The organism is Azospirillum fermentarium (assembly GCF_025961205.1).
In the GTDB taxonomy this organism is placed as follows: Bacteria; Pseudomonadota; Alphaproteobacteria; order Azospirillales; family Azospirillaceae; genus Azospirillum; species Azospirillum fermentarium.
This window is the reverse complement of record NZ_JAOQNH010000002.1, coordinates 669,851-687,090: the sequence shown is the minus strand read 5'-3', so window position 1 is coordinate 687,090 and position 17,240 is coordinate 669,851. Positions and strand designations below refer to the sequence as shown.

General features: G+C 73.2%; 6 protein-coding genes. All 6 read left to right on the top strand.

From position 1 onward, the window contains the following. The first annotated feature begins 12 nt into the window (after window positions 1-12). The 6 genes from M2352_RS17860 to M2352_RS17835 are packed head-to-tail and all read left to right on the top strand — an operon-like array spanning window position 13 to window position 17,222. Complete coding sequence (locus M2352_RS17860; RefSeq protein WP_264665858.1) at window positions 13-4,356, top strand: hypothetical protein; 4,344 nt, start codon at window positions 13-15, stop codon at window positions 4,354-4,356. After that, entirely contained in the window at window positions 4,353-6,842 is a 2,490-nt protein-coding gene (locus tag M2352_RS17855) for a hypothetical protein (RefSeq protein WP_264665857.1), read from the top strand. Before M2352_RS17860 ends, M2352_RS17855 begins: the two co-directional genes overlap by 4 nt. Before the next feature lie 9 nt (window positions 6,843-6,851). Continuing rightward, entirely contained in the window at window positions 6,852-8,174 is a 1,323-nt protein-coding gene (locus tag M2352_RS17850) for an eCIS core domain-containing protein (protein ID WP_264665856.1), read from the top strand. A 14-nt stretch (window positions 8,175-8,188) separates the two neighbouring features. Continuing rightward, window positions 8,189-11,956: a contractile injection system tape measure protein gene (locus M2352_RS17845; protein ID WP_264665855.1), complete on the top strand. Its 3,768-nt coding sequence runs from the start codon at window positions 8,189-8,191 to the stop codon at window positions 11,954-11,956. Next, window positions 11,943-13,316 (top strand): ATP-binding protein, encoded by a 1,374-nt coding sequence (locus tag M2352_RS17840; RefSeq protein WP_264665854.1) that lies wholly within the window; start codon window positions 11,943-11,945, stop codon window positions 13,314-13,316. Before M2352_RS17845 ends, M2352_RS17840 begins: the two co-directional genes overlap by 14 nt. A 54-nt stretch (window positions 13,317-13,370) precedes the next feature. Then, on the top strand, window positions 13,371-17,222 hold the full coding sequence (locus M2352_RS17835; protein ID WP_264665853.1) for a hypothetical protein: 3,852 nt from the start codon (window positions 13,371-13,373) through the stop codon (window positions 17,220-17,222). Window positions 17,223-17,240 lie beyond the last annotated feature (18 nt).

The window sequence follows — 17,240 nt, the reverse complement described above, 5'->3', positions numbered from 1 at the left end:
CCACCGATGGAGATGACCGCGACGCCGATCCTGAACGGTGCTGCAAGCCAGATCGACCGCATGGCCGACGCCCCCGACCCGGCGCAGGCCCCGGCGGATGGGCGGAGCCTTGCCGATCTTCTGGCCTTTTCCGCCGAATACGGGCGGCTGATCGTGTTCTACGGCCTGAACGACAGGCCGGACGGGGACTGGTCGGTGTTCTTCATCAGCGACCCGACCATCGCCCTGGCCACCCTGATCACCCTGGACCTGCCGGCGTTGGAAATGGAGCTGCGGCGGGACATGACGGCCATCGGCGGGGCGGGGCAGCAGCAGCGCCGCCTGGACCGGCTGCGGCGGGTGCTGGCGGTGACGGCGCGGCTGCTGCGCATCCTGGACCACAGCCACCTCAGCCTTGAAAATGCCGGCAACGATCTGGCCCGTCTGATCCGGCGGGAGATCCGCCAGGACATCGCCCCCCGGCTGCTGCCGGTGGCCGGGCACACCGCCGCCACCCCGCCCCATCTGGGGCTGCGGCTGGACCGGGCGCATCTGGCGTCCCACTGGGGCCTGCAGCCGGCGGCGGGGCGGGCCATGGGGCTGGCGGCGCTGAACGGCGACTGGTTCGCCCGGCTGCTGCCGCTGCTGGAGGATCTGGTGGAAACCCTGCTGGGCAGCCTGCTGCATCTCAGCGCCGAAGCCCGGCGGGCGCTGGATGAAACGCTGAAATCCGGCACCCACGCGCCGCAGGCGGGCCTCTACATCGCGTTCTGCACCCTGTTCCGCCATGCCCAGCGGACGGTCAACAGCTTCGCCGGGCGGCTGGTGCTGTTCTACCACAACACGGTTATTGGGCAGACCAACCGGGATGCCGTGCCGGGACGCGTCTATCTGACCCTGACCGCCGCCGCCGACACCGCCGCCGCCATCCCCGCGGCCGTGCCTGCGGGCACCCGCTTTTCAGCCGGCACCGATGCCGATGGGCAGGAGATCACCTACACCACCGGCCAGCCGCTGGACGTCCAGACCCTGGCCGTCAGCGCCCTGCGCACCCTGCGGGTGGCCGACGGCACGGTGATCGTGGACGGCACGGCCGCATCGGACCCGCAATCGAACCCGGAGGCACCGTCGGGGGTGTTCACCGGCACCGCCGTCCTGTCGTCCAAGCCCCCGGCCATCGCATCGGCCTTTCCGGTGTTCGGCGCCGACCAGGCCGGCACCGACGGGTCGCTGGTCAGCACCGACGCCACCCTGGGCTTCGCGGTGTCCAGCCCCGCGCTGCTGCTGACCGGCGGCGAGCGCACGGTGACGCTGACCCTGACCATCGCCGCCGCCAGCCTGACCGATACGGTCAACGCCCGGCTGTCGGCCATCGCCACGGCGGCGGGAGGCATCAGCACCACCGACGCCCTGGCCCAGGTGCTGCAGGGCTGCTTCACCCTTTGCTACTCCACCGCCGGGGGATGGGTGGAGATCCCCGGCTACACCGTCACCCCTCCGGCGGAGCAGGAGGAGGGGCAGGACGAACCCTATGCCCTGAGCTTCACCCTGACCGGCGGGGCCGATGCCCTGACCGCCCTGTCGGCGACACCGGCGGCGGCGGATGCCCTGCCGTCGCCCGCCGGCACCCCGGCGTCAGCCGGCAGCCTGCCCACCGTCATGGCCGTGTTCCGGCAGGAAGCGGTGACGGTCAGCGACGGCACCACCACGGTGACGGTCAACCCCTATGGCGTGGTGGCGCCGCTCAGCCTGTCGGGGCTGACCGCCGCGGTGTCGGTCACCGGTTTCACCAGCGTCACCCTGTCCACCCCCACCGGACCGGTGCCGGCGGCGGCGCCCGACAGCACAACGCCCTTCGCCCCATTCGGCTCCCCCGCGGTGCAGAACGGCACCCTGGCCATCACCGCGCCGGAACTGTTCGTCAAGCAGGTCACCGCCCTGTCGGTCACGCTGACGTGGTACGGGCTGCCCCAGACCAGCACCGGGTTCCAGGGCTATTACCAGGGGTACGTCATCAACCCCGACGGGACGGCGGTGCCGCCGGGCACGCTGTTCACCAACCAGACTTTCCTGGGCGCCTTCAGCGTCGCCAATCCCGGCTGGTGGGATTTGGGGGCGGCCACCGGCACCACCTATCTTTTCCGTACCGAGGCCGGGTCCGACGTGCCGGCGGCGGACGCGCCGGTGCTGGGGGCCAGCGGCTTCGGCCCGTTGCCGGTCGCCGCCGCCACCCCGCCCGCATGGTACGACCCGTCCGACAGCGCGCTGTGTCTGTCGCTGACGGAACCGCCCTATGCCTTCGGCGACACCCTGTATGCCAGCAATGTGATGGCCGCGGCCCTGCGCGAGATGCCCGCCGCGGCGGCTGCCGCCGCGGCTGCCGAGACCTGCGCCAGCAGCTGCGCCGGCAGCGCCAAGGTGGCCACCGCCGCCGGTCTTCTCGACGGGGTGCTGAAGGCCAACACCGAATCCTCCAGCGAGGATTACGAGGACTCCCTGTCCGACGCCACCGAACAGGCGGTGTCGGGCCTGAACGGCGTGGCGCTGAAGGCCGTCAACGACGGTCTGTCCACCCTGACCGCCGACGCGGCGGCGACGTGGCGGAGCAACCTGAGCACCGCCCTGTCCCAGACCACCGGCACCGGCGGATCGGTGATTCAGCGCCTGCGCGGCAGCGGCCAGCCGGATGCCGCGTCGGTGACCGCCACCTTGCAGAACTGGATCACCACCAACGCCGGGTCCATCGGCGCCACCGCGTCGGACGGGCTGGAGCAGGCACGGATGGTGCTGGCCGCCGCCGGCCAGGTGTCGTCGGCCCGCGCCGCCACCGCCGGCCAGTCCCAGGCGGTGGCCCGCCCGGTGATGGGGGCGGCGGTGATGACGGCCCAATCCAGCCTCACCCAGTATCATGCGGGCAAGCTGCAATCCTGCATCGACGGGTACAACAGCACGGGCGGGGGGGACGCCGGCAGCGGAAGCTCGGGTGGCGGAAGCTCGGGCGGCGGGTCGGGCACCGCCACCCTATACTACCCCAACCAGCCGTGGGTGCCGTCGCTGTCGGCGGTGTCGGTGGATTATCAGGCCCAGGCCGCCCTGCCCGTTGCGGCGGACAGCGGCGGCGGGTCGGTCTATTCCCTGCTGCTGCCCTTCGACGGGTCATCGGCGCCGGCATGGGCCGAGGGGGGCACGGTGCCGCTGCTGGCCCCGGTCGAGAACGAGGGAGCGCTCTACATCGGGCTGAGCGGCACGCCCTCGGACGATACGGCGATCCTGACCATGCTGTTCCTGCTGGACGGCAGCACCACCACCAGCACGCGCCCGCCGGTGGAATGGTGGCAGAGCACGGCCGGCGGCTGGTCATCCCTGACCGGCGACGGGGCGGTGGTGACCGACGGCACCGACGGCATGCAGAATTCCGGCATCGTGTCGCTGGATGTCAGCGGCCTGACGGCCGGGACGGACGGGCTGTGCTGGCTGCGGGCCGCCACCCAGAGCGACGCCGGTTCCTTTCCACTCCTGGCCGACGTCTCCACCAACGCGCTGACCGCCACGTGGACCGGGCCGGGCGGGGCGGAGAGCCAGGACACCCCTCTGCCCGCCGGGTCCATCAGCAAACAGAGCGGCGGCGGCGGCCTGCCCGGCATCGCCACCATCACCCAGCCGGCGCCGTCGTCGGTGGGGCGGTCCAAGGCCACGGGCGATGCCTATCACGTGTGGATCGGCGAGCGGATGCGCCACAAGAACCGCGCCGTCCAGGCCTGGGATTACAACCGCATCATCCTGGCCGATTTCCCATCGCTGTGGCAGGCGGCGGTGCTGACCGCCGGGTCCGGGGCGGGACAGCCGCCGCCGGGCACCGTGCGGGTGGTGGTGGTGGCCGGGCCCGATGCCGCGGAAGGCAGCGATTCCACCGCCCCCACGGTCAGCACCACCCTGCTGGGGCAGGTGCAGGCGACGCTGGTCCGGCTGACCAGCCCGTTCGTGACGGTGCAGGTGGACAACCCGGTCTATGTGCGCATCGCCGTCACCGCCGACCTGACCTTCCGCAACGTGGAATCCCCGTCCCTGCTGGAAGAGCGGATGAACAGCGACCTGATCGCATGGCTGTCGCCGTGGCCGCCCACCGGCCTGGAGCCGCGCCCGCCCGATTACTGGACCGAGCCGGCCATCGCCGAATTCATCCGCCGCCGCCCTTATGTGGCCGCCATCCGCAGCCTGTCGCTGGCCTACGACCCCGGCGACGCGCGTGCACAGCCCCATTACCTGACCTCGGCGGTGGAGCACACCATCACCGGCACCGTCCGCCCCCGCCCCGCCACGGTATCCGGCGGCCAAGGGAGCAGCGGGCAGACGGCCGGCACGGAGGCCGCATCGTGAGCACCACCGCCCCCAGCACCCTGTCCACCAAGCCGCCGTCCGACGCCGGGTTGGACTATGCCGTCCTGCGCACCGAGGGCATCCGGCTGGTCCAGCGGCTTTCCGGGGACATCTGGACCGACTACAACTTTTCCGACCCCGGCGTGACGGCGCTGGAGCAGCTCTGCTTCGCCCTGACCGAGCTGTCGTACCGCGCGCTCTACCCCACCGCCGACCTGCTGGCCGCCCCCCGGACCGGGCGGGTCAAGCTGTGGCGCCAGGGGCTGTACCCGGTCACCGCCATCCTGCCCACCGACCCGGTCACCGGCAACGACCTGCGCCGGATGCTGCTGGACCGGGTGCCGGAGATCTTCAACGTCTGGTGCGATCCCCTGCCGGCGGACCAGAGCGGCGGAGTGGCCGGGCTGTACCGGTTCCGCGTCTACACCGCCGGCAGCGGTTCCACCGAATGCACCGACCGCCGCCGGGTGGGACGGGCGGTGGAACGGCTGCTGGCCTGCTACAACGGCCACCGGTCCCTGTGCGAGGACGTGGGCACCGTCACCGTCCTGACCCTGGTGCGGACCTGGGCCGGCGCCCGCGTGCTGATCGAGAGCAGCGCCGATCCCGATCAGGTGATGGCCGAGGTGCTGTTCGCCCTTGCCCTGCACCTGGCGCCGGAGCCCAGGCGCACGCCCCTGGCCGCCCAGACGGCGGCGGGAAAGAGCACCGCCGAGATCTTCGACGGGCCGCTGATGCTGCGCGGCTTCATCGGCGACACCCAGCTCCGCCCCTATCCCGCCACCATCGCCGTGTCCGATCTGGTGGATATCACCGCCGCCCTGCCCGGCGTGCTGCTGGTGGAGGATCTGACCCTGCGCGTGGACGGGCAGGACACCACCTACACCAGTGGTGACACCATCGCCGTGCCCCCCGACAGCCTGCTGTCGCTGGACACGCAGGCGGCGGTGACGGGCGGCACCATGGTCCTGTACAAGGGGACGGCCCGCTGCACCATCGACGATGGCCGGGTCATGCGGCTGCTGCGGCGGATGTGGCGGACGCACCGCAAGACCTACGACCTGCCCGCCGAATACCGCAGCCATTACAAGCCGCCCGAGGGGCGGCGGGTGGATCTGGCCTCCTACACCTCGGTGCAGAACCAGTTTCCCGATGTCTACGGCATCAACGCCGCCGGCGTGCCGGCGGGGTCCAGCGTGCCGCGCAAGGCGCAGGCCCGGCAGTTCAAGGGCTATCTGATGCCCTTCGACCAGCTCATGGCCGATTACTTCAGCCAGCTTTCCTTTCTGCGCGACCTCTATTCGCCGCGCACCGGCGGGGCCACGACCTATGTCTGGCAGTCGCTGGCCGGCATCGTGCCCGACGGGACGGCGCTGATGGCGCCCACCTATGACCAGGGGATGACGGCGATCGTGCGCTCCACCGATCCGGTGCGCACACGGAAATCGCGGGTGCTGTCGCTGCTGCTGTCCCTGTACGCCCAGCGGCTGGAGCCGCCGCACACCATGCGCGCCCGTGCCGGCGTCCAGCCGCCGCCGGTGCTGGTGCGGGCGCAGCGGGAACTGCTGGTGCGCATGGTGCCGGCCACCCGCGACCGCGGGCGGGGCTTCGACTACCGCCGCCCCTTGCGCTTCGGCGGGTCGGCGGGCATGGAGATCCGCTGCCGGATCGAACTGGATCTGGTCGATGCCGCCCACGGGCCGGCGGCGCAGACCTACGGCCAGGCCCATGGAACCGGCGCCGTTCAGGTGGACAGCCAGGCCGACGCCACCTGGGGCCAGCCCCTGGACGACGCCCTCCAGAACACCGTCCGGGAGCAGTTCATGGGGGTGGAGCGGATGCTCGACGACCTGCCGCCGCCCGGCACCACCGCGTCCCCCCCGCTGGAGGGCCACCGGGTGGCGGCGCCGCTGCTGTCGGCCCTGGGCGATCCCGCCCGCTACCGGATGGGGTTTCATGCCCAGCGGGACGTGGTGGTGGTGGTCTGTTTCGGCACCGACGGGCGCTGGTGGGTGATCGGGGAATACCGCGGCCCGGTGCCGGCACTGGAAGCCATCCGCCGGCTGCTGCACAGCCATCATCACCGCACCGGGCCACACCGGCGGCACCTGACCATCGTCGAGCGCACGCTGCTGCGCTCTGCCGCCGCCATCACCGGCGCCGGCGGCAGCGGCTACGGCTTCCGCATCGACGCGGTGGTGGGTGCGTCCCACCGCGAGGCCGCGGACCCCGTGTGGCGCACCCAGGCAGAGGCGGTGATCCGCCGCAACACCCCCGCCCACATCGCCGTCGATTGCCTGTTCCTGGACGGCGGGCGGATGCACCGTTTCCGCCACCTGCACGCCGACTGGGTCTGGGCGCTGGCCGATGGCGACCCGGAACGGCGGGCGCTGGCCAGCGCCCGGCTTGAACATTTCCTCGACGCCTGCCGGACAGGCACCCCCGACGAACCCGCCCCCGAAGGCCCTCCCCCTGGATCAAGGTAAGAACCCGCCATGCCCAGCCATACCATGGAACAGCGGCCCGCAGGAAAAACCGGCACCGGCCACCGGGTGCCGCCGGCCGCAGCCGCCGGGCCGATGCAGGCCCGTCTGACCCAATTGGCCGCCAAGCTGGACGCGGCACCTCGGAGCGCGGGCCTGCAGGCCCTGTCCGACACCCTGGCGTCCCCGGTCCAGCGGCAGCCCAACCGCACCGGCCTGCCCGATGCGCTGAAGACGGGAATGGAGACACGGACCGGGGTGGGGCTGGACAGCGTGCGGGTGCATTACGGATCGTCCCGCCCGGCCCAGTTCAAGGCCCACGCCATCACCCAAGGCACCGAAATCCATGTTGCCCCCGGCCAGGAGGGCCACCTCCCCCACGAACTCGGCCATGTGGTGCAGCAGATGCAGGGCCGCGTGCCCGTCACCACCCAGATGAAGGGCATCCCCGTCAACGCTGACCCGGTGTTGGAGGCGGAAGCCACCATGCTGGGGGGACAGGCGGTACAGACGAAACCCATCCAGCGCCGGGCCGACGGCCCCGCCGGCCGGCCCACGGCCCCCCGCTTCGCGGCCCGCGGCATCATCCAGCGGATGAAGAGCCCCCCGACATCCACCGACGGGGAAACCCACAACGAAACCATCGGCGGTGTTCTGCACCAGCGCATTCCCATCAACTCCAGCAAGGCCCGTTTCCTGCGCCGCATTCAGTTCGCCGAAGGGGGATCGCGCAACTTCGTGCAGGTGAAGTTCGTCAAGGGGCGGGGGAAGACACGGAAGGTGCTCTATGTCCTTGCCCGCAGCATGGGGATGGGAAAGAGCAAACTGACCCTCAGCGATGAAAAGGTTCGGACAAAGGTCGGCGGCTTCAAGAAGCGCAGCCACAGCGAGGCCGTCATGCGTGCCGTGCGCCATATAAACAAGCTCAACACCGGATCGGATGAGTACGACCTTGATGGTTACAAGGTCAATTACGTCACATCGACCAACGAAGCGTGCGGGGAGGATCACGAGAACTGCCGGGCCGAATCGGTTCCCTACCTTGGCACGAAAAATTACAACTTTCTCAATCCTTATACGGGGTCGGACGATGCCGCCGGCTTCGAAAAACTCAACAACGCCCACCGGAAGAAGCTGAAGAACGACGACGCCTATGAGAGCGAGGCGGAAAGCGAGGATGAATACGACACCCTCGTCGTCGATGACGGCCAATTCGAAGGGGTCGATTTCAAGACCGATACGATGGATCAGGCCGACGTCACGCCTCTAGCCGACATCTACGAGGACCGCAGCAAACGGACGAAGATGGACTACGAAGGCAAAGACCTGTTCTGACCCGAGGGCGCCCCATGGACGGCCGCACCCACCATATCCGCCGGCTGAGCCTGGACGTGACCCTGACCGATCTGGATCAGGCGCTGTTCCTGCGCCCGCGGGTGGAGGAACTGGCCGCCCGCCACCTGCCGCGGGTGCTGGAGCGGGTGCTGGACCGCATGGCGCCGCCGGGGATGCATGTGCGGCTGGACCGGCTGGACCTGGACCTGGGCACCATCCCCGCCGACGGGCTGGAGGGGGAGGCGCTGGCCGTCTTCGAACGCGCCTTGACCGAGGCGCTGGCCGACGCGGTGCCGCGCGCCCTGCACGCCCCCGGCGCCGGGGCCGCCGCGCTGGATTCCGCCGCCGCGCGGCTGGATCTGGCCGACACCTACCTGACCGGTGGCGTCTATCCGTTCTGGGCCAGGGGGGATGCGCTGCCGCCGCCGGTACTGCTGAACCGGCTGGCGGCGGAACAGCCGGCGGCCCTGGCGGGCCTGATCCGCCGCCGCGGACGGGAACCGGCGGTGCTGGAACGGCTGGTGCAGCAGATGGGCGGCGACGGCCTGCGCCGGCTGCTGGCCGCCCTGGCCCCGGCGGACGCGGCGGAGATCCTGGCCTGTCTGGCCGATCTGGTGGTGATCCACCGCGCCGGACCGCTGCTGCCGCTGCCGGAACCGGCGGTGGAGCGGCTGTTCTGGCTGGTCACGCTGGATTACCTGCTGCGGGAGGCCGGGTCGCAGTTCAACCGCCGCAGCTTCCTCCAGGCGCTGCTGGCCGGCGCCGCCGAGCGGGAGGGGGTGGCGTACCCCGCCCTGCTGACGCTGCTGCGGCGGACGCTGGAAAGCGCCGGGCGCCGCCTGCCGCTCACATCGTCCCTGCCGGGGGTGCTGCGGGATCTGCTGGCCGAGGAAGAGGCGCTGCCGCACCCCGGTGCCGCCCCGCTCCGGGTGCCGGCCACACCCGGCGACGACGGGGAACTGGTGGCCCTGCTGCGCCGCCACGCCAGCAGCCCGGCGGTCCTCGGCACCCTGCTGCACCGGTTGACACCGGCCCGCTTCGCCGCCCTGATTCGGCGGCTGGAGCCGGAACAGGCGGCGCTGATCCTGGATTATCTGGCCGGGCTGGTGCTGGCCCACCGGACGGAGGCGCTGGCCCTGCTGTCGCCCGAGGGGTTCGAAGCGCTGGCCCGCCTGCTGACCGTCGCCCACCTGCTGCGCGACCCCGGATCACAGTTCAACCGGCGAAGCTGGCTGCGCGCCGTGCTGGAAGGGGTGGCGGCGGCGGAACACACCCCGTACCGCCGGATGCTGGCGCTGCTGCTGCGGTCGCTGGCGCGCACCGCCGGGCGCCGGCCCGCCGCCTTCGGCCTGCCCGGTCTGGTCGCCGAACTGGCGCAGGACGAGGGCGTCCCGCTCACCCCCGGCGGCAGGGCGGAGGCCGCGGACGACACCGGCGCGCTGGACGGGGACGGGCCGGCGGCCCTGCGGCTGGTGCGGGGGATGGGGCGGGAACGGCGGCGGGCGCTGCTGGCCCGCACGCTTCCCGCCGACGCGCGGTGGCTGGGCGGTGTGCTGGCGGCACTGGTGCGGCGGCACCGGGCTGTCCGGCTGCTGCCCATGACCGAGGCGGCCTTCGCCGATCTGGCGTGGACCATGGCCCTGCGCCGGGCCGCACGGGCACCGTCGGGCGCCATCGCCAGCCGCCCGGGCTTCGTGGCGGGCCTGGTGGACGATCTGGCCGCCCACGCCGGCCAGGACGCCGCCGGGCTGGCGGCCCTGCTGCGGCGGACCGGTGCCGGGGAGAGAGGCGGGAACGGGGCGGCGGACGATCCCCTGCTCCCCGATCTGCCGGCCCTGCCGGTCCCGCCCGCCGCCACCCTGCTGGAACGGGCCGAGCGCTTCCTGCGCGACGGGCGGCCCGAGGCGGACGGCGCCACGCTCGCCCTGCTGCTGGTCCAGGAACCGGGGGAATTGACGTTCCTGCTGCGCCGGCTGGTGGCGGACACCACCATCCCGTCCGCCGCCTGGAGCGCGCGGCTCGACCGGCTGCTGGCCCGGCTGGTGCCCGAGGACGTGGCCACCCTGCTCGACCCCGAACGGACGGAGGAAGCGTCCCGCTGGGTCCGCCACGCCGACGACGGGGCGGCGGCGTGGCGGCTGGTGCTGACGGCCCTGCTGTGCGGCGATGCCCTGGACCTCGGCGGCGCCCCGCCGCCCGGCTGGCGGCTGGACCGTCAGGCGGCGGTGCGCCATTGGCTGGACCATGGGGCCGCCCCCTGGTGGGCCGGCGCCGACGGCATGGGGGCCGAAGCCGTGGCGCGGGCGGTGACCGCCCTGCCCGATCAGGGGCTGACAGGAATTCTGGCCCTGTTCCACACCCCCGACACCGGGCAGCGCATCGCCCGTCTGCGCCGCGCACTGGCGGCGCTGGGGCGGGAACGGGGGCTGCTGCTGCTGCGCCGGCTGGCCCCCCAGGCGCTCGCCCCCGCCGGGCCGCTGGCCGGTACCGATGGCACAGGCACCGACGACGAGAGGCTGCTGGCCGCCGTCGCCGCCCTGATGGCCGGACAGGCGCCGGACGCCGCCGGTGCGGTGGCCCCACCCCCGGCGGACCCGGCCGCCGCCGATCCACCGCCGCCGGAACCGGCCCCGCCCGCCGCCATTCCCGACGCCCGGCTGCTGGCGTGGCTGGCGGGGGACATCGACCTCCCCGTTCCGCTGGACGGCGCCGTTGTGCGGGCCCTGGCCGCCCTGCTGGACGCCGGGGGCTCCGGCCTGGACACCGCCCTTGCCCGCGGGCTGGGGCGGGAGACGGTGCGGGCGCGCTGGGCCGCCCACCTTCCCGCCGAGATCCTCGGGCGGCTGCTGCACCGGCTGGAACCGGGGCTCGCCGCCTTTCTGACCGAGGCGGCGGCGGTGCTGACGGCGGCGTGGCAGCAGGCGGCCCCGGCCCACCGGCGGGGAGGCGGGACGCCCGCCGCCCTGGTGTGGGCCGTCCTGCTGGCGCGGCTGCACGCCGTGGCGCCGGGGCACCGCACCGCCCACGCGCTTGTCGCCGGGGTGGCCGCCGCCCTGACCGCCGGGGATGCCGCCACCGCCGCCACCGTGCTGGCCCGCGCCCGCTTCCTGGCGCGGGAGGCGGGGGACGGCGGGCTGGCGGCCGCCCTCCAGCCTCACCCCGCGCCCCATCCCGTGACCCCCGCGGTGCCGCCGTCCGGCCCGCCCGCAGCCCCCAAGCCGCCCGGCTGGCGCTGGCGGTCCAAGGATGGCGGCAAGCCCGCCCCCGGCGAGACGATCCATGTGGCCAACGCCGGGCTGGTGCTGTTCACCCCCTTCCTGCCCATGCTGTTCGACCGCCTGGGGGTGCTGACCCCCGGCGATGACGGCACCCCGCGGATCACGGGTGCGGAGGCGGCGTCGCGCGCCGTCCACCGGCTGCAGTATCTGGCGGACGGGCGCTGCGGCGCGCCCGAACCGGCGCTGGTCCTGAACAAGCTCCTGTGCGGCCTGCCGCTGGTCACCCCCATCGCCGCCGCGGCCCCCATGACCGACGACGACCGGACGCTGTGCGACGGGCTGCTGCGGGCGGTGATCGGCAACTGGCCCATCATCAGCAACACCTCCCCCGCCGGGCTGCAGGAGACCTTCGTCCAGCGCGAAGGGCGGCTGGAGTTCACCGGCGACCAATGGACGCTGACCGTCCAGCGCAAGACGGTGGACGTGCTGTTCGACCGCATGCCGTGGAGCGTCGCCGTCGTCTACCACCGCTGGATGGAAGGGCCGCTGCATGTCACCTGGTAAATCCCCCCGCCGGAAAAAGGCCGCGGCCCACCCCGCCCACACGGCCAACGGCGACGCGGTCGAACGGGATCTGGCGTGGTTGCGGCAGGTGATCGACCTGCGCTTCACGCCTGAGACGGCGGACGGCGCCCTGCCGCCGCCGCCGACGCTCGGCGATGACGGCACCCCCTATTCCCAGGGGTTGCGCAGCCTGACGCTGGGGGACGGGGAACGGCTGGTGCTGGTCCTGGCGCTGGCCCCCCATCTGGCGCCCGACCATCTGGACCCCTTCCTGCTGCACAACAAGGCCACCGGCCAGCGCTTCACCCAGTTCGGCGGGGTGACGGGGCAGGCCCACGCCGGCTTCCTGCCCACGGCGGAAACCGCGCTGTTCCTGCTGGGCGGCTACAGCCAGGGGCGGCGTCTGGCCCACCGCCACCTGCTCAGCCCCACCCACCCGCTGATGGCACGCGGGGTGCTGCACCTGGACCTGCGCCATTCCGACGAGCCGGCGCTGTCGGCGGTGCTGCGCCCGTCGCCGGCGTGGCTGGAACGGCTGCTGACGGGGGAGGAGAACGACCCGCCCCCCGGCCCCGGTTTTCCCGCCCAGCGGATCACCACCCCGCTGGACTGGGACGATCTGGTGCTGGAACCGGCCACCCGCCGGCAGGTGGCGATGCTGGATGGCTGGATGCGCCACGGCGACACGCTGATGAACGGGTGGAATCTCGCCCGGCGGCTGAAGCCCGGCTACCGCTGCCTGTTCTACGGCCCGCCCGGCACCGGCAAGACGCTGACCGCCAGCCTGCTGGGCAAGCGGCACGGCATCCCGGTCTACCGCGTGGACCTGTCGCGCATCGTGTCCAAATGGATCGGCGAGACGGAAAAGAACCTGGGCGCCCTGTTCGACCAGGCGCAGCACCGCAACTGGATCCTGTTCTTCGACGAGGCGGAATCCCTGTTCGGCAAGCGCACCGAATCCCGCTCGTCCAACGACCGCTCCGCCAACCAGCAGACCGCCTATCTGCTCCAGCGTGTGGAGGATTTCCCCGGAACCGTCATCCTGGCCACCAACCACCGCGGCCACATGGACGAGGCGTTCGCCCGCCGGTTCCAGTCATCCATCCTGTTCCCGCTGCCCGACGCCGCGGCCCGGCTGCGGCTGTGGCAGGACATCTTCCGCAACGATGCCTTCACCCTGGACCCGGCGGTGGATTTCCAGGCGCTGGCCGACCGCTACGAGCTGGCCGGCGGCGCCATCGTCAACGTCCTGCGCCATGCCAGCCTGCTGGCGGTGGAGCGCAGCCCCCCGGTGATCCGCGCCGCCGACCTGATCCAGGGCATCCGCGAGGAATTGCAGAAGGAGGGGCGCAGCCCCTGACCAACCCCCACCCGCCTGATCCCCCTTTCTCTTGGCGTTACGGAGACACCGGCCATGCCGCCGCAGCAGACGAATCCCCCCTTGCGGGTCATCGACGGGGGGGCCGCCCCTTCCGCCCCCCTGGCCGCGTTCCGCGGCCGTCACGCCGGGCAGAGCGTGGTCGTGTGCGGCTGCGGGGAATCGGTGCGGCTGCTGGGGCCGCCGGGCCGGTTCGTGACCATCGGCGTCAACGACATCGGGCGGCTGTTCCACCCCGATTATCTGGTGGTGTTGAACACCCCGGCGGAATTCGCCGCCGGGCGGTTCGCCCATGTGCAGCAGACCCGGGCCAAGGCCGTCTTCACCCACCTGGACCTGCCGCTGCCGGGGTGCACCGTGGTGCGGTTCAGGCTGGGCACGCGGGGCGGGACCGACGTCGGCGGCGCGGACACCCTGCCCTACACCCGCAATTCGCCCTATGTGGCGGTGTGTCTGGCGCTGCTGATGGGGGCGCGGCGGATCGGGCTGATCGGGGTGGATTTCACGCCCAACCACTTCTTCGCCGCCACCGGCACCCACCCGCTGGCCCGCGAGCTGGCCGCCATCGACCGTGAATACGGCGCCCTGGCCGACGCCTGCCGCCGGATGGGGGTGGAGCTGGTGAACCTCAGCCCCACCAGCCGGCTGACCAGCCTGCCGCGGCAGTCGGTGGAGGATTTCGCCGCCGCCCCGCCGGTGCCGGTGGCCGCGCCGGGGCTGAAGATCGTGTCCTACGCCACCACCCCGGTGGCCGGGGTGCCGCCGGTGCTGGCCCGCTGTATCGCCCACGGCACCGGCCATGGGGCGCGCACGGTGTGGGCCACGGCGTCCTATGGCAACGGCGTGGCCTTCACCGGCGACGTGGAATGGACCCGCAACCCGGAGGCGGCCCGCCGCCATCTGGCCGAGGCCGACGCGGTGATCCTGCACAACGGGCGCATCGACCCGCAGCACCGCCCGCTGCTGGCCGGCAAGGGGCTGGTCACCCTGGCCCACAATTACATGTGGAACGTGGACCCGGCCATGGTGACCGCCGGCTATCCCGGCCTGGTGGTGGCGCAGTACCAGGGCACGCTGCCGGAATTCGCCGGCTGGACCCCGGTTCCCAACCCCGTGCCGCTGTGGGAAGAGGACTACAGCCCCGGCCCCAAGGGGCCGCGCATCACCATCGCCTACACTCCCTCCGGCAAGCACGAACGCTACCCGGAGGGGCACCGGCTCTATTGGCACGGCAAGGGCTATGCCACCACCCTGCGGGTTCTGGACGCGCTGGCCCGCCGTTACGACCTGGACCTTCAGGTGATCCGCGACGGGCAGGTCAGCCACGCCCAGGCACTGGCCATGAAGCGGCGCGCCCACATCGTCATCGACGAATGCGTGACCGGCAGCTACCACCGCAACAGCCTGGAGGGGCTGGCGGCGGGATGCGTGGTGGTGAACGGCGTCGGCATCCGCCCGGCCATCGCCGACCTGTTCCGCCGCTGCGCCGGGGCCGAGGGGCCGCTGCCCTTCGAACGGGCGGGGCTGGACGATCTGGAAACGGTGCTGACCGGCCTGATCGAACGCGGCGCCGCGGCACTGGAGGAACAGGGCCGGGCCAACCGCCGCTGGATGGAGCGCCATTGGGATTTCACCACCCAGTGGAACGATGTGTGGCTGCCGGCGGTGGAGCGGGGCATGGTCCACGCCCGCCCCGCCGCCGGACCCCGCCTGCGCCCGCCGGGGGCGCCCACCGTCCCGCCCCGGCCCGCCCCCGCCGCCGCCCCGCCGGCCCCGCTGCCGGTGCCGGCGGACACCCGGCCCGCGGGCTGCACGGTGATCGTCCCCATCGGCGGCGCCGAACGGGTGGGGCTGCTGAAGACCACCCTGGAGCGGCTGAAGTCCTGCCGCGGCGTGACCCGCACGGTGGTGGTGGAGATGGGGCCGCAGGAGCACCTGTCCGGCATCGCCCCGGCGCTGGCCGACGTGCACGTCTTCATCCCGGCCCCCGAGTTCATCAGGACCCGCGCCATGAACGCCGGCACCGCCTTTGCCGACACCAGCCACCTGTTGTGGCTGGACGGGGACGTTCTGGTTCCCGATGGATTCATCGAGGATGCGGTGGCCGAATGCCGGCGGCTGAACCTGGATTGCCTGCTGCCCTGGGCCGAGGTCCGCTACCTGTCCGAGGAGGACAGCGCCGCCGTGGCCGCCGGACGGGCGGTGCCGGACGGCTGCACCCCCACCCGCGTGTTCCGCAGCCGCAAGGGCGACATCGGCAGCGCCATCCTGGCCCGCACCGCCTTCGTCCAGCGCTACGGCGGGATGATCGGGGGCTTCCGCGGCTGGGGGGGCGAGGACAACGCGTGGTACGCCAAGGCGCGGCTCCTGGGCCGCAGTGCCGTGACCGGCACGTCCCGCGTGCTCCATCACCTGTACCACCCGCTGTCGGGCGGCACCGCCGCCAACGGCGAGCACAGGACCGCCAACCCCCGTTACGCCGCCAACGTGGCGCTGATGAACGCGGTGGTGGCCTGCCGCACCGCCGCCGAATTCCTGGCCCGCTTCCCGCCGGCCACCCACCCGCCGGCCCCGTGGGGCGGGCGGCGGCGGGTGGCCTGCCCGCCGGGAACCGAGGACATCGGCGCGGCCCTGGCCGCCCTCTATGGCGCCGCGGCGGTGACCCTGTGCCCGCCGGGGGAACCCGCCGACATCACCCTGGCCCCGGCCCCCGGCGCATCACCGCTGGACGCGGCGCGGGACGCGGCGCTGCGGCTGGGGCGGCAGGCGGACCGGGCGGGGTCCGCCCCCCTGCCCGCGGTTCCCGCCGCCGCCGCGGCCCACGGCGCCCACGCCGCCTACCCCGAATTCGCCGCCGTGACCCGGGGCCGCCGGCTGACGGCGGAACGGGGGTGGGAGCTGCCGTTCGCCCTGTGGCAGAGCCGGCTGGGGCCGTGCAGCCGGGTGCTGGACCTGTCGGCGAGCGCTGCGGAAACCGCGGGGGCGCTAGCCGCCCTGCACCCCCACAGCGCCTACCACCATCTCCCCCTGGCCGGTGACCCGGTGACGCTGCTGGACGGCATCCCCGATGCCTCGGCGGAGCAGGTGTTCAGCCTGGGCACCGACCCCGCCCCGGCCCTGGAGGAGGTGGCGCGGATCCTGCGCCCCGGCGGGCGGCTGGCGGTCACCCTCACCCTGCCCCGCGGCGATGCGGCGGCACGGGCCGCGGCCCTGGCCGCCGCGGCGCAGGCCGCCGGGCTGGAACCGCCGCCCGCCCTGGCCCCGGTCGACCTGGACACGCTGCCGCCGGACCGCGGGACCGTCACCATCGGCCTGGTGTTCCGCCGTCCGGGCGCCGAGGCGGCGGTGCGGCGGGTGGCGCTGGCCCTGACCGGCACCGCGGATCCCGTGGCCCTGGCCGCCCTGGTGGACGAGGCCCACGGGCTGGAACGGCTGGGCCGCCGGGTGGTGGCGGTGGCGGTGCCGGGCGGCACCCCGGCCATCCCCGGCCTGGAGGACCGCGTGTTCCCCCTGCCCGCCGGCACCGCCGACGAGGCGCTGGCCGTGGCGCGCAAGGCCAAGGCCGATGTGCTGTTCGTGGCGGATTCCACCCTGTCGGTGCCGCCGATGGCCGTGGAAACCCTGCTGCGCCGGCTGGACGGCGGCAGCGGGCGGGCGGCGGGGGTGACGCTTCCCGCCGCGGCCCTGGGAGCGCCGGGCGTGGCGCCGGCCCCCTGGCCCCTGTCACCCGCGTCCGCCCCGGCAGCGGTGGGGGAGGACACGGCCCATTGCCGCTTCACCCTGTTCCGTCTGTCGGCGTTGCGCACCGGGCGGGGGGCGCCGGCCCGGCTGGCCGAAACCGCGGAACCCCTGCGGGTGCTGCGCGGGGTGCATGTGCCGTCGGCGTGACCCCTCCGGCCCCGCCGT